Origin of the sequence: Pseudomonas nicosulfuronedens (assembly GCF_005877905.1) — a bacterium.
Taxonomy (GTDB): Bacteria; Pseudomonadota; Gammaproteobacteria; order Pseudomonadales; family Pseudomonadaceae; genus Pseudomonas; species Pseudomonas nicosulfuronedens.
Window position 1 is genome coordinate 23,726 of sequence record NZ_SWDV01000049.1, and the last position, 24,230, is coordinate 47,955.

22 protein-coding genes are annotated in these 24,230 nt (G+C 62.8%); 9 read left to right on the forward strand and 13 right to left on the reverse strand.

All coding sequences use genetic code 11. From position 1 onward, the window contains the following. Positions 1-11: 11 nt before the first annotated feature. The 7 genes from FAS41_RS27585 to FAS41_RS27615 all read right to left on the reverse strand — a co-directional run bounded on the left by FAS41_RS27585 (position 12) and on the right by FAS41_RS27615 (position 7,728). Positions 12-440, reverse strand: a complete 429-nt coding sequence (locus FAS41_RS27585) for a GNAT family N-acetyltransferase (RefSeq protein WP_017517103.1) — start codon at positions 438-440, stop codon at positions 12-14. Beyond that, the gene (locus FAS41_RS27590) at positions 433-1,608 is read right to left on the reverse strand and encodes a ribosomal protein uL16 3-hydroxylase (protein WP_138526514.1); all 1,176 of its coding nucleotides are present in this window, start codon (positions 1,606-1,608) and stop codon (positions 433-435) included. The genes FAS41_RS27585 and FAS41_RS27590 overlap by 8 nt, the downstream gene beginning before the upstream one ends. Before the next feature lie 60 nt (positions 1,609-1,668). Then, positions 1,669-3,039, reverse strand: a complete 1,371-nt coding sequence (gene purB / locus FAS41_RS27595; RefSeq protein ID WP_138526515.1) for an adenylosuccinate lyase — start codon at positions 3,037-3,039, stop codon at positions 1,669-1,671. Positions 3,040-3,134: 95 nt separating this feature from the next. Continuing rightward, positions 3,135-3,755 carry a high frequency lysogenization protein HflD gene (hflD, locus tag FAS41_RS27600; protein ID WP_138526516.1) on the reverse strand — a complete coding sequence of 207 codons (621 nt, stop codon included), beginning with the start codon at positions 3,753-3,755 and terminating at the stop codon, positions 3,135-3,137. Continuing rightward, positions 3,752-4,879, reverse strand: coding sequence for a tRNA 2-thiouridine(34) synthase MnmA (gene mnmA / locus FAS41_RS27605; protein ID WP_171049566.1), 1,128 nt, complete (start codon positions 4,877-4,879; stop codon positions 3,752-3,754). The genes hflD and mnmA overlap by 4 nt, the downstream gene beginning before the upstream one ends. A gap of 71 nt (positions 4,880-4,950) precedes the next feature. Then, positions 4,951-5,394 carry an NUDIX hydrolase gene (locus FAS41_RS27610; protein ID WP_138526517.1) on the reverse strand — a complete coding sequence of 148 codons (444 nt, stop codon included), beginning with the start codon at positions 5,392-5,394 and terminating at the stop codon, positions 4,951-4,953. Between the two features lie 111 nt (positions 5,395-5,505). Further along, the gene (locus tag FAS41_RS27615) at positions 5,506-7,728 is read right to left on the reverse strand and encodes an NADP-dependent isocitrate dehydrogenase (RefSeq protein WP_138526518.1); all 2,223 of its coding nucleotides are present in this window, start codon (positions 7,726-7,728) and stop codon (positions 5,506-5,508) included. A 357-nt stretch (positions 7,729-8,085) separates the two neighbouring features. Between FAS41_RS27615 and icd the strand changes: the two genes are divergently transcribed. Further along, positions 8,086-9,339, forward strand: coding sequence for an NADP-dependent isocitrate dehydrogenase (icd, locus tag FAS41_RS27620; protein WP_138526519.1), 1,254 nt, complete (start codon positions 8,086-8,088; stop codon positions 9,337-9,339). Positions 9,340-9,412: 73 nt separating this feature from the next. Here the strand turns inward: icd and cspD are convergent, their stop codons facing one another. Then, the gene (gene cspD, locus FAS41_RS27625; protein ID WP_045214920.1) at positions 9,413-9,688 is read right to left on the reverse strand and encodes a cold shock domain-containing protein CspD; all 276 of its coding nucleotides are present in this window, start codon (positions 9,686-9,688) and stop codon (positions 9,413-9,415) included. Positions 9,689-9,916: 228 nt separating this feature from the next. Between cspD and clpS the strand changes: the two genes are divergently transcribed. After that, the gene (gene clpS / locus FAS41_RS27630; protein ID WP_138526520.1) at positions 9,917-10,279 is read left to right on the forward strand and encodes an ATP-dependent Clp protease adapter ClpS; all 363 of its coding nucleotides are present in this window, start codon (positions 9,917-9,919) and stop codon (positions 10,277-10,279) included. Positions 10,280-10,307: 28 nt separating this feature from the next. Next, a complete protein-coding gene (clpA, locus tag FAS41_RS27635) occupies positions 10,308-12,581 on the forward strand; it encodes an ATP-dependent Clp protease ATP-binding subunit ClpA (protein ID WP_081520476.1) in 2,274 nt (757 codons plus the stop codon). An 86-nt stretch (positions 12,582-12,667) separates the two neighbouring features. Here the strand turns inward: clpA and infA are convergent, their stop codons facing one another. From infA to trxB, 4 genes are all read right to left on the reverse strand, one after another. Continuing rightward, positions 12,668-12,886, reverse strand: coding sequence for a translation initiation factor IF-1 (gene infA, locus FAS41_RS27640; RefSeq protein WP_002553999.1), 219 nt, complete (start codon positions 12,884-12,886; stop codon positions 12,668-12,670). A gap of 104 nt (positions 12,887-12,990) precedes the next feature. Then, entirely contained in the window at positions 12,991-13,698 is a 708-nt protein-coding gene (locus FAS41_RS27645; RefSeq protein WP_138526521.1) for an arginyltransferase, read from the reverse strand. Between the two features lie 31 nt (positions 13,699-13,729). Beyond that, positions 13,730-14,434 (reverse strand): leucyl/phenylalanyl-tRNA--protein transferase, encoded by a 705-nt coding sequence (gene aat, locus FAS41_RS27650; RefSeq protein ID WP_138526522.1) that lies wholly within the window; start codon positions 14,432-14,434, stop codon positions 13,730-13,732. A 36-nt stretch (positions 14,435-14,470) separates the two neighbouring features. Then, positions 14,471-15,421 carry a thioredoxin-disulfide reductase gene (trxB, locus tag FAS41_RS27655; protein WP_138526523.1) on the reverse strand — a complete coding sequence of 317 codons (951 nt, stop codon included), beginning with the start codon at positions 15,419-15,421 and terminating at the stop codon, positions 14,471-14,473. Between the two features lie 221 nt (positions 15,422-15,642). Between trxB and ftsK the strand changes: the two genes are divergently transcribed. The 6 genes from ftsK to FAS41_RS27685 are packed head-to-tail and all read left to right on the forward strand — an operon-like array spanning position 15,643 to position 23,134. Beyond that, on the forward strand, positions 15,643-18,054 hold the full coding sequence (gene ftsK, locus FAS41_RS27660; RefSeq protein WP_138526524.1) for a DNA translocase FtsK: 2,412 nt from the start codon (positions 15,643-15,645) through the stop codon (positions 18,052-18,054). A 19-nt stretch (positions 18,055-18,073) separates the two neighbouring features. Continuing rightward, on the forward strand, positions 18,074-18,697 hold the full coding sequence (gene lolA, locus FAS41_RS27665) for an outer membrane lipoprotein periplasmic chaperone LolA (protein WP_138526525.1): 624 nt from the start codon (positions 18,074-18,076) through the stop codon (positions 18,695-18,697). Between the two features lie 56 nt (positions 18,698-18,753). Continuing rightward, positions 18,754-20,079, forward strand: a complete 1,326-nt coding sequence (locus FAS41_RS27670; protein WP_081520470.1) for a replication-associated recombination protein A — start codon at positions 18,754-18,756, stop codon at positions 20,077-20,079. Positions 20,080-20,125: 46 nt separating this feature from the next. Continuing rightward, a complete protein-coding gene (gene serS / locus FAS41_RS27675; protein WP_138526526.1) occupies positions 20,126-21,406 on the forward strand; it encodes a serine--tRNA ligase in 1,281 nt (426 codons plus the stop codon). A 1-nt stretch (position 21,407) separates the two neighbouring features. Next, complete coding sequence (cysG, locus tag FAS41_RS27680) at positions 21,408-22,793, forward strand: siroheme synthase CysG (RefSeq protein WP_138526527.1); 1,386 nt, start codon at positions 21,408-21,410, stop codon at positions 22,791-22,793. After that, positions 22,790-23,134, forward strand: coding sequence for a lysozyme inhibitor LprI family protein (locus FAS41_RS27685; RefSeq protein WP_138526528.1), 345 nt, complete (start codon positions 22,790-22,792; stop codon positions 23,132-23,134). Before cysG ends, FAS41_RS27685 begins: the two co-directional genes overlap by 4 nt. A gap of 40 nt (positions 23,135-23,174) precedes the next feature. Here FAS41_RS27685 and FAS41_RS27690 read toward each other — a convergent pair whose 3' ends face one another. After that, positions 23,175-24,176: a glutathione S-transferase family protein gene (locus FAS41_RS27690; RefSeq protein ID WP_138526529.1), complete on the reverse strand. Its 1,002-nt coding sequence runs from the start codon at positions 24,174-24,176 to the stop codon at positions 23,175-23,177. Positions 24,177-24,230: the final 54 nt, after the last annotated feature.

Consider the following 24,230-nt stretch of genomic DNA (forward strand, 5'->3'; position numbering starts at 1 on the left):
CTCGTCGCTGCTCAGGCGCTTTCGCGCACCATGTCCACGTGGGGGAGGCCGGCGTCGAGGAATTCGCCGCTGGCTACCTGGAAGCCTAGTCGTTCGTAGAAGGGGATGGCGTAGACCTGCGCTGTCAGCAACTGGCGCTGCAGGCCCTGGCTTTCCGCCTGTTCGATGGCGGCACGCATCAGCAGGTCGCCGACCTTCAGGCCGCGCCAGTCCTTGAGGACCGACACCCGGCCAATGTGCCCGTCCGGCAGGAGGCGGGCGGTGCCGATGGCGTAGTCGCCTTCGAAGGCCAGGAAGTGCACGGCTTCGACATCCTCGGCGTCCCATTCGAGTTCCGGCGGGACCGATTGCTCGGCGATGAAAACCGCCTCGCGAATGCGCCGCAGATCGGCATTATCCTTCTGCCAGTCTGCGACGCGAACCCTGATCTTGCTACTCATCGGCAAACTCCAGACTGCCCTGTTTGATCAGTTCTCCGATGAGCTTACGCCCATCGTCGTCGGCCAGCCATTGGCCGAGATTCCCTTCGTGCAGCGACTCCGCCGAGCAGACCAGCTTGAGCAGGTCGCGCAGTTTTTCCGGCAGCACCACGGTCTGGCCGCTGGCGAACAGCAGCAGGCCGACGTCCACTTCGCTCCAGGCCATGCGGGCGCTGGGGTTGCGGATCAGTACTTCGCCGTCTTCGATGGCGGCTGTCAGATCGTCTTCCTCGATCTCCTCGCCAGCCACGAGTTCCGGGTAGCGTGGCTCGGTCATGAACTGGCCGAACCAGGTGAGCAGCAGGCGTTCATCGCTCATGTGCTCCTGCAGCAGATTCTTCAGGCGATCGAGGGCGTCGCGCTGGATCTGGTGCTGGTCGGAGTCGCCTTTCATTGCGGCCATGCCGGCGTCGCTGTAGCGCTCCTCGTCGGAGAGGAACTGGGCGAGGAAGTCGGTGAAGTGGGTCAGCACTTCGGCGGCGCTGGGTGCGCGGAAGCCGACCGAGTAGGTCATGCAGTCGTCTTCGGCGATGCCATAGTGGGCCACGCGCGGCGGCAGGTAGAGCATGTCGCCGGGTTCCAGGACCCAGTCGGCGTTCTCCTCGAATTCCGCGAGGATGCGCAGGTCGGCGTGGGGCAGCATCGGGCTGGTGGCGTCGCAGGTCTGGCCGACTTTCCAGCGGCGACGGCCGTGGCCCTGCAGCAGGAACACGTCGTAGTTGTCGAAGTGCGGGCCGACGCCGCCACCCGGTGCGGCGTAGCTGATCATTACGTCATCAATACGCCAGCTGGGGAGGAACTTGAAGTGTTCCAGTAGTTCGGCGACTTCCGGGATGAACTGGTCGACGGCCTGGACCAGCAGGGTCCAGTCGCGCTCGGGCATCTGGCTGAAGGTGTCTTCCTGGAACGGGCCGCGGCGCAGTTCCCACGGGCTGTCGCCGTGTTCGAGGACGATGCGCGACTCGATCATCTCTTCCAGGGCGAGGCCGGCCAGTTCGTCAGGGTCCAGCGGGCTCTTGAAGTCGGGGATGGCCTGGCGTACCAGCAGAGGCTTTTTCTGCCAGTAATCGCGGAGGAATTCTTCGGCGCTGATGCCGCCCAAAAGCTGAAGAGGAATAACAGGATTCATCGTTAAGTCCTTGAAACAAAAACGCCCGGCACAGCCGGGCGTGCAAAGTCGGGGCGAATCTCAGATGCGCTTGGCCTGGGCGGCAGCGTTACCGATGTAGTTCGCGGGGGTCAGTTGCTTCAGCTCGGCCTTGGCTTCTGCCGGCATGTCGAGGCCCTCGATGAACACCTGCAGGGCTTCGGCGCTGATGCCTTTGCCGCGAGTCAGTTCCTTGAGCTTCTCGTAGGGGTTCTCGATGCCGTAGCGGCGCATCACGGTCTGCACCGGCTCGGCGAGGACTTCCCAGCAGGCGTCCAGGTCGTCGGCGATGCGTGCAGCATTCAGCTCCAGCTTGCCGATGCCCTTGAGGCTGGCTTCGTAGGCGATGACGCTATGGGCGAAGCCGACGCCCAGGTTGCGCAGCACGGTGGAGTCGGTCAGGTCGCGCTGCCAGCGGGAGATTGGCAGTTTGCTGGCCAGGTGCTGCAGCAGCGCGTTGGCGATCCCCAGGTTGCCTTCGGAGTTCTCGAAGTCGATCGGGTTGACCTTGTGCGGCATGGTCGAGGAGCCGATCTCGCCAGCAACGGTCTTCTGCTTGAAGTAGCCCAGGGAGATGTAGCCCCAGACGTCGCGGTCGAAATCGATGAGGATGGTGTTGAAGCGCGCGACGGCGTCGAACAGCTCGGCGATGTAGTCGTGCGGCTCGATTTGGGTGGTGTAGGGGTTCCAGTTCAGGCCCAGATCACCTTCGATGAATTCGCGGGCGTTGGCTTCCCAATCCACTTGCGGGTAGGCCGACAGGTGGGCGTTGTAGTTGCCCACGGCGCCGTTGATCTTGCCCAGCAGCTCGACGGAAGCGACCTGCTTGATCTGGCGCTCCAGGCGGTAGACGACGTTGGCCAGTTCCTTGCCCAGAGTGGTCGGGGAGGCCGGCTGGCCGTGGGTGCGCGAGAGCATCGGCACGTCGGCGAATTTTACCGCCAGCTCACGGATGGAATCGGCGATCTGGCGCATAAGCGGCAGCAGCACGGTATCACGGCCTTCGCGCAGCATCAGGGCGTGGGACAGGTTGTTGATGTCCTCGGAGGTGCAGGCGAAGTGGATGAACTCGCTGACCTTGGCCAGTTCCGGCAGCTTGGCGGCTTGTTCCTTGAGCAGGTATTCCACGGCCTTGACGTCGTGGTTGGTGGTGCGCTCGATGTCTTTGATGCGCTGCGCGTGCTCCAGCTGGAAGTCGTCGGCCAGCTGATTCAGCAGGGCGTTGGCTTCGGCGGAGAAGGGGGCGACTTCAGGGATGCCGGCATGGGCGGCGAGACGCTGCAGCCAGCGAACCTCCACCAGGACGCGGAAACGGATCAGGCCGTACTCGCTGAAGATCGGACGCAGGGCGCTGGTTTTGCTGCCGTAACGGCCGTCAACGGGGGATACCGCGGTAAGGGAGGAAAGCTGCATGGGGCGTTCTCGTAGCTGTCGGTCAACGAAAAGGGCGCACATCATACACGAATGGCGCGAACCGGTCGCCCTTGCGGCGACCGCAAGGAAGTGTTTCAGCTGCGCAGCAGGGGGCGCAGTTCGTTCAGCATTTTCTTCCGGCTGAACAGCATCTGCCAGCGATTGCCGCCGAGCTGTCGCCACAGGCGCGCAGAGCGGATGCCGGCCAGCAGCAAGGCGCGGATGCGCGCGGCGTTGGCGTTGATCTGCAGGTGGCGCATGTCGCCATGCACCTGGATACGTTGACGGAAGGTGCTCAGGGTGTCCTGGTAGAGGCCGGCGCAGGAGGCGATGACGTTCTCGTGGACCAGGCCGAAGTGCTGCACCTGCTGCTGGATCTGGTCCAGGCGGGTGCCCATGATGTCGAGCATGTCGTCGCGCTTGCTCAGCTGGCGTTCCAGGCCGATCAGCGACAGGGCGTAGCGCAGTGGTTCGCGCTGCAGGCTGTTGGGGTCGCGCTCCAGGGCGCTGACCAGGGCACGGAAGCCCTCGCGCAGGTTGGCGGTGTCGCCCCCGTAGACATCGAGGGTGGTCTTCGGGTCGCGCACCAGCAGGCTGCCGAGCATGCAGCCCAGCGGCGCCTCGGGAATCTGCCCCGTGCGGGCCAGGCGGTCTACCAGGGAGGCGGCTTCGAAGACGCCGGAGAGGGCGATGATCTGGTCGTGCAGATCGCTCATGCAGGTTCCTTAGCGAAAGCGGGTTCGGCCGATTCTATGACGCCGCCGCCGAGGCAGATTTCGCCGTCATAGAAGACCACGGACTGGCCGGGGGTGACGGCGCGCTGCGGCTCGTCGAAGACGGCGCGGTAGCCGTTCTCGGTGCGCTCCAGCACACAATCCTGATCTGCCTGGCGGTAGCGCACCTTGGCGCGCAGGGCCTTGGGCTGGTCCAGATCGATGGGGTTGACCCAATAGATGTGCGAAGCGTGCAGGGCGCGGGAGAACAGCCAGGGGTGATCGTTGCCTTGGCCGACGACCAGGACGTTGCGTGCCAGGTCCTTTTCCAGCACGTACCAGGGGCTGTCATCGGCATTCTTCAGGCCACCTATGCCCAAACCTTGGCGCTGGCCGATGGTGTGGTACATCAGGCCGACGTGCTTGCCGATGACCGTGCCGTCGGTCGTCTCGATGTTGCCCGGCTGGGCCGGCAGGTACTGCTTGAGGAAGTCGCTGAAGCGGCGCTCGCCGATGAAGCAGATGCCGGTGGAGTCTTTCTTCTTCGCGGTGGCCAGGCCGTATTTCTCGGCGATGGCTCGGACCTCGGGCTTCTCCAGCTCGCCGACTGGGAACAGGGTCTTGCCGATCTGCTCGCCGCCCACGGCATGAAGGAAGTAGCTCTGGTCCTTGTTCGGATCCAGGCCCTTGAGCAGTTCGCTGCGGCCGTCGATGTCACGGCGGCGCACGTAGTGGCCGGTGGCAATCAGATCGGCGCCCAGGGCGACGGCATAGTCGAGGAAGGCTTTGAACTTGATTTCGCGGTTGCAGAGGATGTCCGGGTTTGGCGTGCGGCCGGCCTTGTATTCCTCGAGGAAGTGCTCGAAGACGTTGTCCCAGTATTCCGCGGCGAAGTTGGCCGTGTGCAGCTTGATGCCGATGCGGTCGCAGACCGCCTGGGCGTCGGCCAGGTCGGTCATGGCGGTGCAATATTCGGTGCCGTCGTCCTCTTCCCAGTTCTTCATGAACAGGCCTTCCACCTGGTAGCCCTGTTCCTTGAGGAGGAGGGCGGAGACGGAGGAGTCCACGCCGCCGGACATGCCGACGATGACGCGGGTGTTCTGTGGGGCTTTCAGGGAATCAGACATGGTGGCGCATCACGGGTGCAGGTAAAGGCGGGGATTCTACCAGAGCCGAGCGGCAGAGGCTCGGGCTCGGCTCAGTCGCGGATCAGAGCGAGCGGGAAGCGCTCGCCTTCCAGATAATCGTCGATACAGCGCAGAACCAGGTGGCTGCGCCAGCGCTCGGGTTGTGCGGCCAGCTCTTCGCGGGTCATCCAGCGGGCGCCGAGGATGCCGTCGTCCAGTGCGCGCTCGGGGTGATGGCGCACAGGGCGGGCTGCAAAGCAGACGCGCTGGTAGGTCACGCCGTTGCTCGGCGCGGTGTACAGGTAGATGCCGGTGACGGCAGTCAGCTCTACGTCCCAGCCGGTTTCTTCGAGAGTTTCGCGCACGGCGGCCTCGAGCAGGGTTTCGTTGGCTTCCAGGTGGCCGGCGGGCTGGTTGAAGACCTGTTTTTTGTCAGCGGACATTTCTTCCACGAGCAGGAAGCGGCCCTGGTCTTCGACGATAGTGGCGACGGTGACGTGTGCTAGCCAGCGCATGGGTGTATTCCCCTTCGGAAGATGGCGTAAAAGGGCGCGAGTTTAACTTTGTCGAGCGCAGAAAGCAGAACCCCCGGCAGGGCCGGGGGTTCTGGTGTCACACGAAGCGGTTTACGCCAGTGCGTCGATCGCGGCGTTGAAGGTCGCGCTCGGGCGCATGACCTTGCTGGTCAGCTCCGCATCGGAACGGTAGTAGCCACCGATTTCCGCCGGCTTGCCCTGTACGCCGTTCAGTTCGGCGACGATGGCTGCTTCCTTCTCGGTCAGGGTTTTGGCCAGGCCGGCAAAGTGAGCTTTCAGCTCGGCGTCGTCGTTCTGCTCGGCCAGGGCCTGGGCCCAGTACATGGCCAGGTAGAAGTGGCTGCCGCGGTTGTCGATCTCACCGATTTTGCGCGACGGCGACTTGTTGTTGTCGAGCAGCTTGCCGGTGGCGATGTCCAGGGTCTTGCCGAGTACCTTGGCCTTGGCGTTATCGGTCTTGATGCCTTCTTCCTCGAAGGAGACGGCCAGGGCCAGGAACTCGCCCAGGGAGTCCCAACGCAGGTAGTTTTCTTCAACCAGTTGCTGTACGTGTTTCGGAGCCGAGCCGCCGGCGCCGGTTTCGTACATGCCGCCGCCCGCCATCAGCGGAACGATGGACAGCATCTTGGCCGAGGTGCCCAGCTCCATGATCGGGAACAGGTCGGTCAGGTAGTCGCGCAGGACGTTGCCGGTCACCGAGATGGTGTCCTGGCCGCGCAGCTGACGCTCCATGCTGGTACGGATGGCCTCGTTGTAGCCCTTGATGCTGATGTCCAGGCCGGTCAGGTCGTGGTCTTTCAGGTACAGCTCGACCTTCTTGCGCAGCTCGTTGTCGTGGGCGCGTTCCGGGTCCAGCCAGAAGATGGCCGGGGTGTTGGAAGCGCGGGCGCGGGTAACGGCCAGCTTGACCCAGTCGCGGATCGGGGCGTCCTTGGTCTGGCAGGCGCGCCAGATGTCGCCGGCTTGCACTTCGTGCTGCATCAGGACCTTGCCGTCAGCGTCGACAACGCGCATCACGCCGTCAGCTTCCAGTTCGAAGGTCTTGTCGTGGGAGCCGTATTCTTCGGCCTTCTGCGCCATCAGGCCAACGTTCGGTACGCTGCCCATGGTGGTCGGGTCGAACGCGCCGTTGGTTTTGCAGAAGTTGATCATTTCCTGGTAGATGCGGGCGTAGGTGCTTTCCGGCATGACCGCTTTGGTGTCTTTCTGCTTGCCGTCCTTGCCCCACATCTGACCCGAGTTGCGGATCATGGCCGGCATGGACGCGTCGACGATCACGTCACTGGGGATGTGCAGGTTGGTGATGCCCTTGACCGAATCGACCATCGCCATTTCCGGACGGTGGCTGTACACCTCGTGGATGTCGTGGAGGATTTCTTCCTGCTGCGAGGCCGGCAGCGACTTGATCTTGTCGTAGACGCTGGAGATGCCGTTGTTCGGGTTCACGCCCAGCTCTTCGAACAGCTGGCCATACTTCTCGAACACGTCCTTGTAGTAGACGGTGACAGCGTGGCCGAAGACGATCGGGTGGGAGATCTTCATCATGGTGGCCTTGACGTGCAGGGACCACATGACACCGGTTTCCTTGCAGTCCTGCAGGGTCTTCTCGAAGAAGGCGCGCAGTTTGCTGCAGCTCATGAACATGCTGTCGAGGACTTCGCCGTCCTGCATCTTCAGGGTCTTCTTGGTCTCGACCTTGCCGTCCTTGCCGACGAACTCGATGCGGACTTCACCGGCCTTCGGGATGGTGACCGACTGCTCGCTGGAGAAGAAGTCACCGCCGCGCATGTAGTCGGCGTGGGAGCGCGAAGCCATGCTCCACTTGCCCATGCTGTGCGGGTGCTTGCGGGCGTAGGCTTTCACGGCGGCCGGGGCACGGCGGTCGGAGTTACCTTCACGCAGGACCGGGTTCACGGCGCTGCCCAGGACCTTGGCGTAGCGGGCGCGAGTGTCTTTCTCTTCATCAGTCTGCGGGTCTTCCGGGAAGTCCGGGACGGCGTAGCCCAGCTTCTGCAGTTCTGCGATGGCGCCCTTGAGCTGCGGTACCGAAGCGGAGATGTTCGGCAGCTTGATGATGTTGGCTTTGGAGTCAGTGGCCAGTACGGCCAGGTAGGCCAGATCGTCTTCGATCGCCTTGTCGCCGAGCTTGTCAGCGAAGGAGGCCAGGATACGGCCCGAAAGAGAGATGTCGCGGGTCTCGACGTCGATGCCGGCGGAAGCGGCAAAGGCTTTTACGATAGGAAGAAGCGAATAGGTGGCAAGGGCGGGTGCTTCGTCGGTGAAGGTGTAGGTGATCTTCGAGCGGATGGACATCTCGTTCTAACTCTCTTCTTTGCTGGGCGCGCACAGAGTCTCGAATCGCGTTGGTACACGCTTGCGGTCAGCGAAGTGGTTGACCGACCTTCGAGATTTGCCGCGGGGATATTGGGGCGCCAGTAGAGCGTTGTACGGCGGGATCCTGGTGAGGACGTGCGCCGCTGCGAGGAGAGAGTCTGGTCCCAGACTGCTCGGACCTCGATGACCATTAAGTCATGCCGGCCAGTATACCACCCTAAAGGCAGGGTGAAGCGTGTCCCTTTTTTAGACTAAGGAATGATGTAGTTCGATTACCGACTTGTGAGCTACCCTCTGTGGCTGCAAGAGGGTTTCAATCAAAAAGCGGAGTTCAGCATGGGATACCAAAAGATCCAGGTGCCGGCCGGTGACAAAATCACCGTCAACGCCGATATGTCCTTGAATGTACCGAAGAACCCGATCATCCCCTTCATCGAGGGCGATGGCATTGGCGTCGATATCAGCCCGGTCATGATCAAGGTCGTCGACGCTGCCGTCGAGAAAGCCTACAAGGGCGACCGCAAGATCGCGTGGATGGAAGTCTACGCCGGCGAGAAGGCCACGCAGGTCTATGACCAGGACACCTGGCTGCCCCAGGAAACCCTGGATGCCGTTCGCGACTACGTCGTATCGATCAAGGGCCCGCTGACCACTCCGGTGGGCGGTGGCATTCGCTCCCTGAACGTGGCCCTGCGCCAGCAACTCGACCTTTATGTCTGCTTGCGCCCGGTGCGTTGGTTCGAAGGTGTCCCGAGCCCGGTGAAAAAGCCTGGCGACGTCGACATGGTGATCTTCCGCGAGAACTCCGAAGACATCTACGCTGGCGTCGAGTGGAAGGCTGGCACCCCTGAGGCGCAGAAGGTCATCAAGTTCCTCACCGAGGAAATGGGCGTCAAGAAGATCCGCTTCACCGAAAACTGCGGCATCGGCATCAAGCCGGTTTCCCAGGAGGGTACCAAGCGCCTGGTGCGCAAGGCCTTGCAGTATGCCGTGGACAATGACCGCAGCTCGGTCACCATCGTCCACAAGGGCAATATCATGAAATTCACCGAGGGCGCCTTCAAGGACTGGGGTTATGAGCTCGCCCGTGACGAGTTCGGTGCGCAGTTGCTCGACGGCGGTCCCTGGATGCAGTTCAAGAACCCGGCCACCGGCAAGAATATCGTGGTAAAGGATGTGATCGCCGACGCCATGCTGCAGCAAATCCTGCTGCGCCCGGCCGAGTACGACGTGATCGCCACCCTCAACCTGAACGGCGACTACCTATCCGATGCCCTGGCGGCGGAAGTGGGCGGCATCGGCATCGCGCCGGGCGCCAACCTGTCCGACTCGGTGGCCATGTTCGAGGCGACCCACGGCACCGCGCCGAAGTACGCCGGTCTGGACAAGGTCAACCCGGGTTCGGTGATCCTCTCCGCGGAGATGATGCTGCGCCACATGGGCTGGCCTGAGGCGGCCGACCTGATCATCGATGGTGTTAATGGTGCCATCGCCGCGAAGACCGTGACCTACGACTTCGAGCGACTGATGGACGGTGCCAAGCTGCTGTCGTGCTCCGAGTTCGGCGACGCGATCATCGCCAAGATGTAACCGGGTGGTTCTCCGCCCATGAAAAAGGCCGGCTTGCTGCCGGCCTTTTTCGTTTCGTCTGATCCTTGACGAATCAGGCTTCCGCCGTGAGGTTCTCTACCTCGCTGCTCGGAGCAGTCTGCGCGGACGGGGTGGATGCATTGGCGTTGACGGGCTGGATGTTCACCGCGTGCAACCCCTTCGGACCTTGCAGGATCTCGAAACTGACGGGTTGGCCGGCCTTGAGTGTCTTGTAGCCATCCATCTGGATTGCCGAGTAATGAGCAAACAGGTCCTCATCTCGGCCATCAGCCAGGATGAAACCGTAGCCCTTGGCGTTGTTGAACCACTTGACCTTACCGCTAAGCATGCTGATATCCCTCTGCAAAGGACTCCATCGCTGGAGTATCATCCACTACTATTCCGCTATGCCTTTTTCTAAAGACTGGCGTCCGGAACTCCTGATACCCTCCGGGGGGTATCCTTTGGTTGTAACACCCTTTTGCCGTTAGTCAAGGCGGCGTCGTCTGGGCCTGAGAGGCGATTCAAACTCCGGCCGGCCCACTCATTCACCCACTCGCAAAGCTTTTATTCCAGCATGCATGCAAGTAGCCAGATTCGACTAACATTCAATCAGGACCGCCCGGATCCATTGGAAGACGACGGGACGGGGCTGGCGGTTGAAGAAGCCAAGCCTGCCCTGAAGGCGCCGTCCATGTATCGGGTCATCATGTTCAACGATGATTACACTCCGATGGATTTCGTGGTTGAGGTGCTCGAGCTGTACTTCAACATGAACCGCGAGCAGGCAACCAAGGTCATGTTGACTGTGCATACCCAGGGCAAGGCGCACTGCGGGACCTTTACCCGCGATGTCGCGGAAACCAAAGCCATGCAGGTCAATCAATATGCGAGGGAGAGCCAACATCCACTGTTGTGCGAAATTGAGATAGAAGGTTGATGCGGATGTTTGGGAGCGAGGTGAAGTCATGTTGAATCGAGAGCTCGAAGTCACCCTCAATCTCGCCTTCAAGGAGGCGCGGGCGAAGCGGCATGAGTTCATGACCGTTGAGCACTTGCTGTTGGCGCTTCTGGATAATGAAGCTGCCGCGACGGTTCTGAAAGCGTGCGGTGCGAATCTGGACAAGCTGCGGCGAGACCTGCAGGAGTTCATCGATTCCACCACGCCGCTGATTCCCCAGCACGACGAGGATCGAGAAACCCAGCCAACCCTGGGCTTCCAGCGTGTCCTGCAGCGTGCCGTATTCCACGTGCAGAGTTCCGGTAAGCGCGAAGTCACCGGCGCCAACGTGCTGGTCGCCATCTTCAGCGAACAGGAAAGCCAGGCGGTGTTCCTGCTCAAGCAGCAGAGCGTTGCGCGGATCGACGTGGTCAACTACATCGCCCATGGCATCTCCAAGGTGCCGGGGCATGCCGAGCATCAGGACAGCGAGCAGGAAATGCAGGACGAGGAGGGCGGCGAGTCTTCCACTTCCAGTCATCCACTGGATGCCTATGCCAGCAATCTGAACGACCTGGCGCGCCAGGGGCGTATCGACCCGCTTGTCGGGCGTGAGTCGGAAGTCGAGCGCGTCGCGCAGATCCTGGCTCGTCGCCGCAAGAACAACCCTCTGCTGGTGGGTGAGGCGGGTGTCGGCAAGACCGCCATTGCCGAAGGCCTGGCCAAGCGCATCGTCGATGGCCAGGTGCCGGACCTGCTGTCCGACAGCGTCGTCTACTCCCTGGACCTGGGTGCGCTGCTGGCGGGCACCAAGTACCGCGGCGATTTCGAGAAGCGCTTCAAGGCGCTGCTCAACGAACTGCGCAAGCGCCCGCATGCAGTACTGTTCATCGACGAAATCCACACCATCATCGGTGCCGGCGCGGCTTCGGGCGGGGTGATGGATGCGTCCAACCTGCTGAAGCCGCTGCTGTCGTCCGGTGAGATCCGTTGCATCGGCTCGACCACCTTCCAGGAATTCCGCGGCATTTTCGAGAAGGACCGCGCGCTGGCTCGCCGCTTCCAGAAGGTCGACGTCACCGAGCCGTCCGTCGAGGATACCTTTGGCATCCTGAAAGGCCTGAAGCCGCGCTTCGAGCAGCACCACCACATCGAGTACAGCGATGAAGCGCTGCGTGCCGCCGCCGAGCTGGCTGCCCGCTACATCAATGACCGGCACATGCCGGACAAGGCCATCGACGTGATCGACGAGGCCGGTGCCTACCAGCGCCTGCAGCCGGAAGAGAAGCGCGTGAAGCGCATCGAGGTGCCGCAGGTCGAGGACATCGTCGCGAAGATCGCGCGGATTCCGCCCAAGCACGTGTCCAGCTCCGATAAAGAGCTGCTGCGCAACCTTGAGCGTGATCTGAAGCTGACCGTGTTTGGCCAGGCTGCGGCCATCGAGTCGCTGTCCACTGCCATCAAGCTGTCACGCGCCGGTCTCAAGTCGCCGGACAAACCAGTCGGCTCCTTCCTGTTCTCCGGTCCGACCGGGGTGGGCAAGACCGAGGTGGCTCGCCAGTTGGCGAAGGCGCTGGGCGTAGAGTTGGTGCGCTTCGACATGTCCGAGTACATGGAGCGGCATACCGTCTCTCGTCTGATTGGCGCGCCTCCGGGTTATGTCGGCTTCGACCAGGGTGGCCTGCTTACCGAGGCGATCACCAAGACGCCGCACTGCGTGCTGCTGCTGGATGAGATCGAGAAGGCGCACCCGGAAGTCTTCAACCTGCTGCTGCAGGTGATGGACCACGGCACTCTGACCGACAACAACGGGCGCAAGGCGGACTTCCGCAACGTCATCCTGATCATGACTACCAACGCTGGTGCGGAAACCGCAGCGCGGGCCTCCATTGGCTTCACGCAGCAGGATCACTCCACCGATGCGATGGAAGTGATCAAGAAGAGCTTCACGCCTGAGTTCCGCAACCGCCTGGACACCATCATCCAGTTCGGCCGCCTGAGCCACGAGACCATCAAGAGCATCGTCGACAAGTTCCTCACCGAGTTGCAGGCGCAGCTGGAGGACAAGCACGTGCAGATCGAGGTCAGCGACTCGGCGCGCGGCTGGCTGGCTGACAAGGGCTATGACCCGCAGATGGGGGCTCGCCCTATGGCGCGACTCATCCAGGACAAGATCAAGCGGCCGCTGGCCGAAGAGATCCTGTTCGGTGAGCTGGCCGAGCATGGCGGTGTGGCACATGTGGACCTGAAGGATGGCGAGCTGGCCTTCGAGTTCGAGGTGATCGCCGCAGAGCCGGCCTGACGCGCATCAGTCAGACGCAAACGAAAACGCCCGGCAATGCCGGGCGTTTTTCTGTGTGCCGGTTTTTTACCGGCACCTACCGTCTATCAGCGAGCGCGGTAGGTGATGCGACCCTTCGACAGGTCATAGGGCGTCAGTTCAACGCGAACTTTGTCGCCGGTCAGGATGCGGATGTAGTTCTTGCGCATCTTCCCGGAGATGTGCGCGGTAACGACGTGCCCGTTCTCCAACTCCACGCGGAACATGGTGTTGGGCAGGGTGTCGACGACAGTGCCTTCCATTTCGAAGCTGTCTTCTTTCGACATGCAGTAGAACCCTCGGTATCTATGGTTGCCTGAAGTTTCAGGGCATTAAAAAAGGCACACATTGTGCCTGAAATCGCCCCACAACGCCAATGGGTGTTTTCGCGTCAGTTCAACGCCACCCAGCGCTGGTTAACGAACAGCTCGATCGGGCGGTACTGGGTCTTGTAGTTCATCTTTCGGCAGTTCTTGATCCAGTAGCCCAGATAGACGGCGTGCAGGTTGAGTCGCTCGGTTTCGCTGATCTGCCAGAGGATGGCGAATCGGCCCAGGCTGCGGCGCTCCTCGTCCGGGTCATAGAAGGTGTAGACCGCAGAAAGGCCATTGGGCAGCACGTCGGTGACGGCAACCGCCAGCAGACGGCCCTGCAGGCGGAACTCGAAGAAGCAGCTGAACGGCAAGTCGCGCACCAGGAAGGTGGCAAACTGGTCGCGGCTGGGTGGGTACATGTCCCCATCGGCATGGCGCTGCTCGATGTAGCGCATATAGAGGGCGTAGTACTCCTCGGTGAAGGCGGGGCGCTTGCGGATGACTTCCAGGTCGGCGTTGCGCTTGATGATGCGCTTCTGCTGACGGTTTGGCTGGAAGCTGGCGGCCGGGATGCGTGCGGGGATGCACGCGGTGCAGTGCTGGCAATGCGGTCGGTAGAGGTGTTCGCCACTGCGCCGGAAGCCCACCTCTGACAGCGAGGCATACAACTGCGCGTCCATGGGCTGGCTGGGGTCGAGGAACAGGGTGGTGGCCTGCTCCTCGGGCAGATAGCTGCATGGATGCGGTTGCGTGGCGTAAAACTTCAGGCGGGCGAGCTCGGTCATCTTCAACCCCTGCGAGGTCCCTCAGGCAAGTTTAAGACAGGCTGAGCGGGTCCGCCTGCGAAGTCCAGTCCTGCGAGGGTGTTTCGTCGAGATGACGACGCAGGTAGCTGGCGAATTCGCGGCGGGAAATGGCGCGGGCGCCGAAGCTGTGCAGGTGCTGGGTCGGCATCTGGCAGTCGATCATCACAAAACCGGCGGCCTTCAGGCACTGCACCAGGGTGACGAAGGCGACCTTGGAGGCATTGTCAGCGCGGCTGAACATGGATTCGCCGAAGAACAGTCGGCCGATAGCCAGCCCGTAAAGTCCGCCAACCAGTTCATCGCCTTGCCAGGCTTCCGCCGAGTGGGCGATGCCCAGGTGGTGCAGCTGGCAATAGGCGTCCTGCATCGGCGTGGTGATCCAGGTGCCGTCCGCATAATCGCGCGGGCCGGCGCAGCCGCGGATGACCTGTTCGAAGGCCTGGTCGATGGTGACCTGGTACTGCTGCTGGCGGATGAACTTGGCAAGACTGCGCGAGATGTGCAGTTCTTCGGGGAACAGTACGGTGCGCGGGTCCGGCGACCACCAGAGGATCGGTTGACCGTCCTGGTACCAGGGGAAGCAGCCATGGCGGTAGGCCTGGATCAGGCGCTGCGGGTTGAGGTCTCCGCCGGCCGCGAGCAGGCCGTTGGGCTCATGCAGGGCCTTGTCGAGGGGCGGAAAGTCAAAATTGCTGCGGGAGAGCCACTTGAGCATAGGGAGGAGGGGAGGGCGAACCTCCCCTTGGACCGATCAGTTGTCGTCGAGGAACTTTTCGGCGTCCAGTGCGGCCATGCAGCCGGCGCCGGCGGAGGTGATGGCCTGGCGGTAGACGTGGTCGGCCACGTCACCGGCAGCGAATACGCCATCGATGCTGGTCAGGGTTGCGTTGCCTTCGGCGCCGCCCTTGATCTTCAGGTAGCCGTCATGCATGTCCAGTTGGCCCTTGAACAGATCGGTATTGGGCTTGTGGCCGATGGCGATGAATACGCCGGAGAGGTCCAGTTGGCGGGTTTCGCCGCTCTCGGCGTCCTTCAGACGCACGCCGACGACGCCCATGTTGTCGCCCAGGACTTCGTCCAGGGTGGTGTTCCAGTGCAGGCGTACGTTGCCGTTCCTGGCTTTCTCGAACAGCTTGTCCTGCAGAATCTTCTCCGAGCGCAGCTTGTCGCGGCGGTGGATCAGGTGGACTTCCTTGGCGATGTTGGACAGGTATAGCGCCTCTTCCACGGCGGTGTTGCCGCCGCCGACTACGCAGACGACCTGGTTGCGATAGAAGAAGCCGTCGCAGGTAGCGCAGGCGGAAACACCCTTGCCCATGAAGGCCTCTTCCGAGGCCATGCCCAGGTACTGGGCGGATGCGCCGGTGGCGATAATCAGCGCGTCGCAGGTATAGGTGCCGCTGTCACCCTTGAGGGTGAAGGGCTTCTGCTGCAACTCGGCGGTGTGGATGTGGTCGTAGACGATCTCGGTATCGAAACGCTTGGCGTGCTGCTCCATGCGCTGCATCAGGGCGGGGCCGGTCAGGCCCTCGACATCGCCGGGCCAGTTGTCCACCTCGGTGGTGGTGGTGAGTTGGCCGCCGGGTTGGATGCCGGTGATGACAACAGGCTTGAGGTTGGCGCGCGCGGCGTACACGGCCGCGGTATAGCCCGCGGGGCCGGAGCCCAGGATGATCAGGCGCGAATGCTTGACTTCACTCATAAAAAGACTCCATAAGCCTTTGTCACGTAAGAGAATGCATGCTCCAATTGAGCAGCCGAAAATCGGTGTTGGGCTATGCTACACCGAACCCCGGAAAGCCGGCAAAAGCGCAGTCAGGCACACCCGGGGTCGCTGGCATCGGCCGGCCAAAGCCGTACAATGGGCATGTTTCGCGGCCCAACGACTCTCGGAAGCGCGCATAGCGCAGGAATAGAAGCGTTTTGAAGGACACCACAGCAAGCCATGCCGCCGCCTGGCGTCAGCAACTGCACTACCGTCTGAAGGAAGGAGCCCTGATCGCGCTCGGCGCGCTCTGCCTTTACCTGTGGATGGCGCTGCTCACCTACGATTCCTCCGATCCGGGCTGGAGCCATTCCAGTCACGTCGAGCAGGTGCAGAACGCTGCCGGCCGCCTGGGCGCGCTGAGCGCCGACATCCTGTTCATGGTACTGGGCTACTTTGCCTACCTGTTCCCGTTGCTGCTGGCAGTGAAGACCTACCAGGTCTTCCGCAAGCGCCATGTGGCCTGGGAGTGGAGCGGCTGGTTGTTCTCCTGGCGCCTGATCGGCCTGGTGTTCCTGGTCCTGTCCGGTTCCGCGCTGGCCTACATTCACTTCCACACCAGCGGTGCCCATATGCCGGCTACGGCTGGCGGTGCCCTGGGCGAGAGCCTGGGCCAGCTGGGCATCAATGCTCTGAACGTGCAGGGCAGCACGTTGCTGTTCCTTGCGCTGTTCCTGTTCGGCATGACCGTGTTCGCCGACCTGTCCTGGTTCAAGGTGATGGATGTCACCGGCAAGATCACCCTTGACCTTTTCGAGCTGATCCACAACGCCACCAACCGCTGGTGGAGCGCCCGTAGCGAGCACAAGCAACTGGTCGCCCAACTGCGTGAAGTCGACGAGCGCGTGGCTGAAGTTGCCGCGCCGATCGTTGCCGACCGCCGCGAGCAGGCCAAGGTCAAGGAGCGCCTGATCGAGCGCGAGGAAGCGCTGGTCAAGAGCGTGCAGGAGCGCGAGAAGCGCGTGGCGCCGAAGATCGACGTCCCGCCGCCACCCAGCAAACCGGTCGAGCCGAGCAAGCGCGTGCTGAAAGAGAAGCAGGCTCCATTGTTTGTCGATACCGCCGTGGAAGGTACGCTGCCGCCGCTGTCGATTCTCGACCCGGCCTCGGAGAAGAAGCAGAGCTACTCGCCTGAATCTCTCGAGGCCATGTCGCGCCTGCTGGAGATCAAGCTCAAGGAATTCGGCGTCGAAGTCATCGTCGAGTCCGTGCATCCGGGCCCGGTGATCACTCGTTTCGAAATCCAGCCTGCCGCTGGTGTGAAGGTCAGCCGCATCTCCAACCTGGCCAAGGACCTAGCGCGCTCGCTGGCCGTGATCAGCGTGCGCGTCGTGGAAGTCATCCCTGGCAAGACCACTGTCGGTATCGAGATTCCCAACGAAGACCGGCAGATGGTGCGCTTCTCCGAAGTGCTGATGACGCCGGAATACGACGAGCACAAATCCACCGTGCCGCTCGCCCTGGGGCACGATATTGGCGGCAACCCGGTCATCACCGATCTGGCGAAGATGCCTCACCTGCTGGTGGCCGGTACCACCGGTTCCGGTAAATCGGTGGGCGTGAATGCCATGCTGCTGTCGATCCTCTTCAAGTCCACGCCCGAAGAGGCGCGCTTGATCATGATCGACCCGAAGATGCTGGAGCTGTCGATCTACGAAGGCATTCCGCACCTGCTCTGTCCGGTGGTCACCGACATGAAGGAGGCAGCCAACGCGCTGCGTTGGAGCGTCGCCGAGATGGAGCGCCGCTACAAGCTGATGGCGGCCATGGGCGTGCGTAATTTGGCGGGCTTCAACCGCAAGGTGAAGGACGCGGAGGAGGCCGGCACCCCGCTGACCGACCCGCTGTACCGCCGCGAGAGCATGGAAGACGAAGCCCCGCTGCTGCAGACACTGCCGACCATCGTGGTGGTGGTCGACGAATTCGCCGACATGATGATGATCGTCGGCAAGAAGGTGGAAGAGCTGATCGCCCGTATCGCCCAGAAAGCGCGTGCGGCGGGCATTCACCTGATCCTGGCGACCCAGCGCCCGTCGGTGGACGTGATCACCGGCCTGATCAAGGCGAACATCCCGACCCGTATCGCCTTCCAGGTTTCGAGCAAGATCGACTCGCGCACCATCCTCGACCAGGGCGGCGCCGAGCAGCTGCTGGGCCACGGCGACATGCTCTACCTGCCGCCGGGCACCGGCCTGCCGATCCGTGTCCATGGCGCCTTCGTCTCTGACGATGAGGTGCACCGCGTCGTCGAGGCGTGGAAGCTGCGTGGCGCGCCTAACTACATCGAGGACATCCTTGCCGGCGCCGAAGAGGGCGGTGGCGGTTCGTTCGAAGGTGGCGGTGGTGGTGAAGGCAGTGAAGGCAGCGAGGACGATCCGCTCTACGACGAGGCCGTGCGCTTTGTAACCGAAAGCCGCCGGGCTTCCATCTCCGCCGTACAGCGCAAGCTGAAGATCGGTTACAACCGAGCTGCGCGGATGATCGAAGCGATGGAGATGGCCGGCGTGGTCACCCCGATGAATACCAATGGCTCGCGCGAAGTCATCGCGCCGGCCCCGATCCGTGATTGATTCGACTTCGAGGATTTCGATGCGTCTGATCCGCCTGTTGTTCGTTGCTGCGCTGGCTGTTGCCGGCGTCCAGGCCCATGCCGACGAAGCTGCTGCGCAGCGCCTGAGCGGGATGCTCACCAAGGCCCAGACAATGACCGCTCGCTTCTCCCAGCTCACCCTGGATGGCAGTGGCACCCGCCTGCAGGAAACCGCTGGCACCCTGGGTCTCAAGCGCCCTGGTCTGTTCCGCTGGCACACCGATGCTCCGAACGAGCAGCTGCTGATTTCCAACGGTGAGAAAATCTGGCTGTACGACCCGGACCTGGAGCAGGTCACTATCCAGAAGCTCGACCAGCGCCTGACCCAGACCCCGGCGCTGCTGCTCTCCGGCGACGTGTCGAAGATCGGCCAGAGCTTCGACATCACCGCCAAAGACGGCGGCAACGTGGTCGACTTCACCCTCAAGCCCAAGTCCAAGGACACCCTGTTCGACAGCCTGCGGATTTCCTTCCGCAGCGGCGTGGTGAACGATATGCAGCTGATCGACAGTGTCGGCCAGCGCACCAACATTCTGTTCTTCGATGTGAAGATGAACGAGCCGATGGATGCCAAGCAGTTTGTCTTCGAGGTGCCCAAGGGCGTCGACGTCATCCAGGAGTGACCGGGGCCACGCGACTGCGTCGAGTGCCCTGCTTTGAGTAATGAATAGGTAAGACCTTGGATCTGTTCCGCTCCGCCCCCGTTTCCCAGCCCCTGGCCGCGCGCCTGCGTGCGACCAGCCTGGACGAGTACGTCGGCCAGGAGCACCTGCTCGCCCGCGGCAAGCCGCTGCGCGAGGCGCTGGAGCAGGGCGCACTGCACTCGATGATCTTCTGGGGCCCGCCCGGAGTAGGCAAAACCACCCTGGCGAAGCTGCTGGCCCAGGTCACCGACGCCCACTTCGAGACCATCTCGGCGGTGCTCTCGGGCGTGAAGGAGATCCGCCAGTCGGTCGAAGTGGCCAAGCAGCATGCTGCGCAATACGGCCGTCGCACCATCCTCTTTGTCGACGAGGTGCACCGCTTCAACAAGAGCCAGCAGGACGCCTTCTTGCCCTACGTGGAAGACGGCACGCTGATTTTCATCGGGGCGACTACCGAGAACCCGTCCTTCGAGCTGAATAACGCGCTGCTGTCCCGCGCCCGGGTCTATGTGCTGAAAAGCCTGGACGAAGCGGCCCTGCGGCGGCTGGTCGAGCGCGCGCTGACTGAAGAGAAGGGGCTGGGCAAGCGCAATCTCAGCCTACCCGACGACAGCTTCGCCATCCTCATGGCTGCCGCCGATGGCGATGGCCGGCGCCTGCTCAATCTGCTGGAGAATGCTTCGGACCTCGCCGAAGACAACGGCGAGATCAGCGCCGAATTGCTACAGAACCTGCTGGGCGACTCGCGCCGACGCTTCGACAAGGGCGGCGAGGCCTTCTACGACCAGATCAGCGCGCTGCACAAGTCGGTGCGCGGCTCCAGTCCCGATGGCGCGTTGTACTGGTACTCGCGCATGCTCGATGGCGGCTGCGATCCGCTGTACATCGCCCGCCGCGTGGTACGCATGGCCAGCGAGGACATCGGTAACGCTGATCCACGCGCCCTGACCCTGTGCCTTCACGCCTGGGACGTGCAGGAGCGCCTCGGCAGTCCCGAAGGTGAACTGGCGATTGCGCAGGCTATTGTTTACCTGGCCTGCGCGCCGAAGAGCAATGCCGTTTACAACGCCTACAACACGGCGCGCCGGGACGTGGCGGAGAGCGGCTCGCTGGAAGTGCCGCTGCATCTGCGCAATGCACCGACCAAGCTGATGAAGAACCTGGGCTATGGCGACGAGTACCGCTATGCCCATGATGAGCCGGATGCCTATGCGGCCGGAGAAGACTACTTCCCCGAGTCCATGGAACCGCGCCAGTATTACCAACCCGTGCCGCGCGGGCTCGAACTGAAGATCGGCGAAAAGCTGCGCCACCTGGCCAGCCTCGACAAGGCCAGTTCCCGCCGTCGCAGAAAATCCTGAAGTGGCGCCCTTGAGCGCCGCCCGACACTAGACACGAGAAGACACCATGCTCGATTCCAAACTGGTTCGTACCCAGCCGCAGGAAGTGGCCGAACGCCTTGCCACCCGTGGCTTCACCCTGGACGTGGCGCGCATCGAAGCGCTGGAGAGCCAGCGCAAGTCCGTACAGACCCGCACCGAGGCCCTGCAGGCCGAGCGCAACTCGCGCTCCAAGGCCATCGGCCAGGCCATGAAGAATGGCGAGGACGTTGCCCCGCTGAAGGCCGAGGTCAATCGCATGGCAGAAGAGCTGGAGTCCGGCAAGCGCGAACTGGACGCCATCCAGGCCGAGCTGGACAACCTGCTGCTGAACATCCCGAACCTGCCCCACGAGTCCGTGCCGGTCGGCGCCGATGAAGACGACAATGTCGAAGTCCGTCGCTGGGGTACCCCGCGCACCTTCGATTTCGAGATCAAGGACCACGTCGCCCTCGGCGAGCAGCACGGCTGGTTGGACTTCGAGACCGCCGCGCGTCTGTCCGGTGCCCGTTTCGCCCTGATGCGCGGTCCGATCGCCCGTCTGCACCGTGCCCTGGCGCAGTTCATGATCGATCTGCACACCCGCGAGCATGGTTACGAAGAGGCCTACACCCCTTACCTGGTCCAGGCGCCGGCGCTGCAGGGCACTGGCCAGCTGCCGAAGTTCGAGGAAGACCTGTTCAAGATCCAGCGCGAAGACGAAGCGGACCTGTACCTGATCCCGACCGCCGAAGTGTCGCTGACCAACATCGTTGCTGGCCAGATCCTCGATGCGAAGGAATTGCCGCTTAAGTTCGTCGCCCACACTCCCTGCTTCCGCAGTGAGGCCGGTGCTTCGGGTCGTGATACCCGTGGCATGATCCGCCAGCACCAGTTCGACAAGGTCGAGATGGTGCAGGTCGTCGAGCCGTCGAAGTCCTGGGAGGCGCTGGAAAGCCTGGTCGGCAACGCCGAGAAGGTTCTTCAGGCCCTGGAACTGCCGTACCGCGCCCTGGCGCTGTGCACCGGCGACATGGGCTTCGGCGCGGCCAAGACCTACGACCTGGAAGTCTGGGTGCCGAGCCAGGACAAGTACCGCGAGATTTCCTCCTGCTCCAACTGCGGTGACTTCCAGGCCCGCCGCATGCAGGCGCGCTACCGTAACCCGGAAACCGGCAAGCCGGAGCTGGTCCACACCCTCAACGGCTCGGGTCTGGCGGTAGGTCGCACCCTGGTCGCCGTGCTGGAGAACTACCAGCAGGCCGACGGTTCGATCCGTGTACCGGAAGTGCTCAAGCCGTACATGGCGGGCATCGAGGTGATCGGCTGAGATGGACTTCCTGCCGCTGTTCCACATCCTGCGCGGACGTCGCGCGCTACTGGTCGGCGGCGGTGATGTCGCACTGCGCAAGGCGCGCCTGCTGAGCGACGCCGGCGCGGTGCTGCGAGTCGTGGCACCGGAAGTGCATTCGGAGCTGCGTGAGCTAGTCGAGGAGGGCGCGGGCGAATTGCTCCTGCGTCCCTACGCCCAAGGCGACCTGCAGGACTGCGTGCTGGTCATCGCTGCGACGGATGATGAGCCGCTCAATGCCCAGGTGTCGCGCGACGCCAACGAGCGTGGCGTGCCGGTCAATGTGGTCGATGCGCCGTCGCTTTGCAGCGTGATCTTCCCGGCCATCGTCGACCGTTCGCCGCTGGTGGTGGCGGTTTCCAGTGGGGGCGATGCGCCAGTACTGGCAAGACTGCTGCGCGCCAAGCTGGAAACCTGGATTCCCGCGACCTACGGCCAGTTGGCCGGTCTGGCCAGCCGCTTCCGCGAGCGCGTGAAGCAGCGCCTGCCGGACCTGCAGCAGCGCCGTAAATTCTGGGAAGACGTGTTCCAGGGACCGGTCGCCGAGCGCATGCTCGCTGGCCAGCCGAGCGAAGCCGAGCGCCTGCTGGCTGACAAGCTGGCGTCGCCACAGGCCGAGTCTCGCGGTGAGGTCTATCTGGTGGGCGCGGGCCCGGGTGATCCCGACCTGCTGACCTTCCGCGCCCTTCGCCTGATGCAGCAGGCTGACGTGGTGCTCTATGACCGCCTCGTTGCGCCGGCCATCCTCGAGCTGTGCCGCCGTGACGCTGACCGGCTCTACGTCGGTAAGCGCCGTGCGGATCACGCCGTGCCGCAGGATGAGATCAATCGCCAACTCGTCGAGCTGGCCAAGCAGGGCAAGCGTGTGCTGCGCCTGAAGGGCGGCGATCCGTTCATCTTCGGTCGTGGTGGTGAGGAGATTGATGAGCTGGCGGCCAATGGCATCCCGTTCCAGGTCGTGCCGGGTATCACGGCAGCCAGCGGTTGTGCGGCCTACGCAGGCATTCCGCTGACTCACCGGGACTACGCGCAGTCCGTCCGCTTTGTGACTGGCCATCTGAAGGACGGCAGCACCGACCTGCCGTGGAACGATCTGGTCGCCCCCGGGCAGACCCTGGTGTTCTACATGGGGCTGGTCGGCTTGCCGGTTATCTGCGAGCAGCTGGTACGTCACGGCCGTTCTGCCGACACGCCGGCAGCGCTCGTCCAGCAGGGCACCACGGTCCATCAGCGCGTGTTCACTGGCACCTTGGCCAACCTGCCGGAGCTGGTGGCGGAGCATGAGGTGCATGCGCCGACCCTGGTGATTGTGGGGGAAGTCGTGCAGTTGCGTGAGAAACTGGCGTGGTTCGAAGGGCAGCAATGAAAGGCCTGTACGTAGTGATCCTGGGCGCAGTATGTGCCTTGGGGTTCACTGCGCCGGCCTCGGCGGCCAGCTTTGATTGCAAGAAGGCCAGGCAGGCCGACGAGAAAGCCATCTGCGCAGATCGCCAGCTTTCCGAGATGGATGTGCAGGTGGCGACAACCTATCGCCTGCTGCGTGGTCTGTTCGCCATGGGCATGCGCGGCAACCTGGGTGACTCCCAGCTCGCTTGGCTGGAGCAGCGCCGCGCCTGCGGCGCCAACAGGGCCTGCCTCAGGCAGCGCTACCAGGAACGCCTGGACGCGCTGCAGAAGGTCTACGACGGTATCGACAAGCCCATCTGACCCCCGCTCGCTCCTACAGGTCTGCTGACGAGCAACTGCCTCAGCCCTGACGGAAAATACCCTTGCCCGGTAGATGTTCGCGCCCGTGCGGCCCGGTGAAATCCTGCAGCGGACCGAGCGGTACGACGCCGGTCGGGTTGATGGTGCGGTGGCTGGCGTAGTAGTGGTTCTTGATGTGCTGGAAATCCACGGTTCCGGCAACGCCCTCCAGCTGATACAGCTCGCGCAGCCAGCCGGACAGGTTCGGATAGTCCGCCAGGCGACGCAGGTTGCACTTGAAGTGGCCATGATAGACCGCGTCGAAGCGAATCAGCGTGGTGAACAGGCGCACATCGGCTTCGGTCAGGTATTCGCCCGCCAGATAGCGCTGCTGGCCCAGGCGCTCTTCCAGCCAGTCGAGTTCATTGAATAGCGTCTTGAAGGCCTCTTCATAGGCGTCCTGTGTCGTGGCGAAGCCGGCGCGGTACACGCCGTTGTTCACGGCTGGGTAGATACGTTCGTTCAGTTCGTCGATCTGCGCGCGCAGAGGCTCCGGGTAGAGGTCCAGCGAGTTGCCGGTGATCCCGTCGAAGGCCACGTTGAACATGCGGATGATCTCCGCCGACTCGTTACTGACAATGCGCTGCTCGTGCTTGTCCCACAGCACCGGAACGGTCACGCGGCCGGTGTAATTCGCATCGTCCTTGGTATAGCGTTGATGGAGGAAGGTCAGGCCGTCGAGCTTATCGCCCGTGGACCCAAGGGCCTTGTCGAAGGTCCAGCCGTTTTCCAGCATCAGCCAGCTGACGACCGAAACGTCGATCACTGACTCAAGGCCCTTGAGCTGGCGATAGATCAGTGTGCGGTGGGCCCAGGGACAGGCCAGTGATACGTAGAGGTGGTAGCGGCCGGCTTCGGCTCGGAAGCCTCCCTCGCCAGTCGGCCCGGGCTGGCCATCGGCGGTGACCCAATTGCGGCGCTGCGCATTCTCGCGCTGGAAGCGGCCGTCTTTGCTGGTGTCATACCACTGGTCATGCCAGCGGCCATCGATCAACTGTCCCATCTTGATTGCTCCAGAAAACGGGGGAGATGGGACCAGTCTATCGGCTCAGGATCG

Coding starts and splice junctions, on each gene's coding strand:
- FAS41_RS27585 (WP_017517103.1), bottom strand. CDS start 440: ATGAGTAGCAAGATCAGGGTTCGCGTCGCAGACTGGCAGAAGGATAAT.
- FAS41_RS27590 (WP_138526514.1), bottom strand. CDS start 1,608: ATGAATCCTGTTATTCCTCTTCAGCTTTTGGGCGGCATCAGCGCCGAA.
- purB (WP_138526515.1), bottom strand. CDS start 3,039: ATGCAGCTTTCCTCCCTTACCGCGGTATCCCCCGTTGACGGCCGTTAC.
- hflD (WP_138526516.1), bottom strand. CDS start 3,755: ATGAGCGATCTGCACGACCAGATCATCGCCCTCTCCGGCGTCTTCGAA.
- mnmA (WP_171049566.1), bottom strand. CDS start 4,879: ATGTCTGATTCCCTGAAAGCCCCACAGAACACCCGCGTCATCGTCGGC.
- FAS41_RS27610 (WP_138526517.1), bottom strand. CDS start 5,394: ATGCGCTGGCTAGCACACGTCACCGTCGCCACTATCGTCGAAGACCAG.
- FAS41_RS27615 (WP_138526518.1), bottom strand. CDS start 7,728: ATGTCCATCCGCTCGAAGATCACCTACACCTTCACCGACGAAGCACCC.
- icd (WP_138526519.1), top strand. CDS start 8,086: ATGGGATACCAAAAGATCCAGGTGCCGGCCGGTGACAAAATCACCGTC.
- cspD (WP_045214920.1), bottom strand. CDS start 9,688: ATGCTTAGCGGTAAGGTCAAGTGGTTCAACAACGCCAAGGGCTACGGT.
- clpS (WP_138526520.1), top strand. CDS start 9,917: ATGCATGCAAGTAGCCAGATTCGACTAACATTCAATCAGGACCGCCCG.
- clpA (WP_081520476.1), top strand. CDS start 10,308: ATGTTGAATCGAGAGCTCGAAGTCACCCTCAATCTCGCCTTCAAGGAG.
- infA (WP_002553999.1), bottom strand. CDS start 12,886: ATGTCGAAAGAAGACAGCTTCGAAATGGAAGGCACTGTCGTCGACACC.
- FAS41_RS27645 (WP_138526521.1), bottom strand. CDS start 13,698: ATGACCGAGCTCGCCCGCCTGAAGTTTTACGCCACGCAACCGCATCCA.
- aat (WP_138526522.1), bottom strand. CDS start 14,434: ATGCTCAAGTGGCTCTCCCGCAGCAATTTTGACTTTCCGCCCCTCGAC.
- trxB (WP_138526523.1), bottom strand. CDS start 15,421: ATGAGTGAAGTCAAGCATTCGCGCCTGATCATCCTGGGCTCCGGCCCC.
- lolA (WP_138526525.1), top strand. CDS start 18,074: ATGCGTCTGATCCGCCTGTTGTTCGTTGCTGCGCTGGCTGTTGCCGGC.
- serS (WP_138526526.1), top strand. CDS start 20,126: ATGCTCGATTCCAAACTGGTTCGTACCCAGCCGCAGGAAGTGGCCGAA.
- cysG (WP_138526527.1), top strand. CDS start 21,408: ATGGACTTCCTGCCGCTGTTCCACATCCTGCGCGGACGTCGCGCGCTA.
- FAS41_RS27685 (WP_138526528.1), top strand. CDS start 22,790: ATGAAAGGCCTGTACGTAGTGATCCTGGGCGCAGTATGTGCCTTGGGG.
- FAS41_RS27690 (WP_138526529.1), bottom strand. CDS start 24,176: ATGGGACAGTTGATCGATGGCCGCTGGCATGACCAGTGGTATGACACC.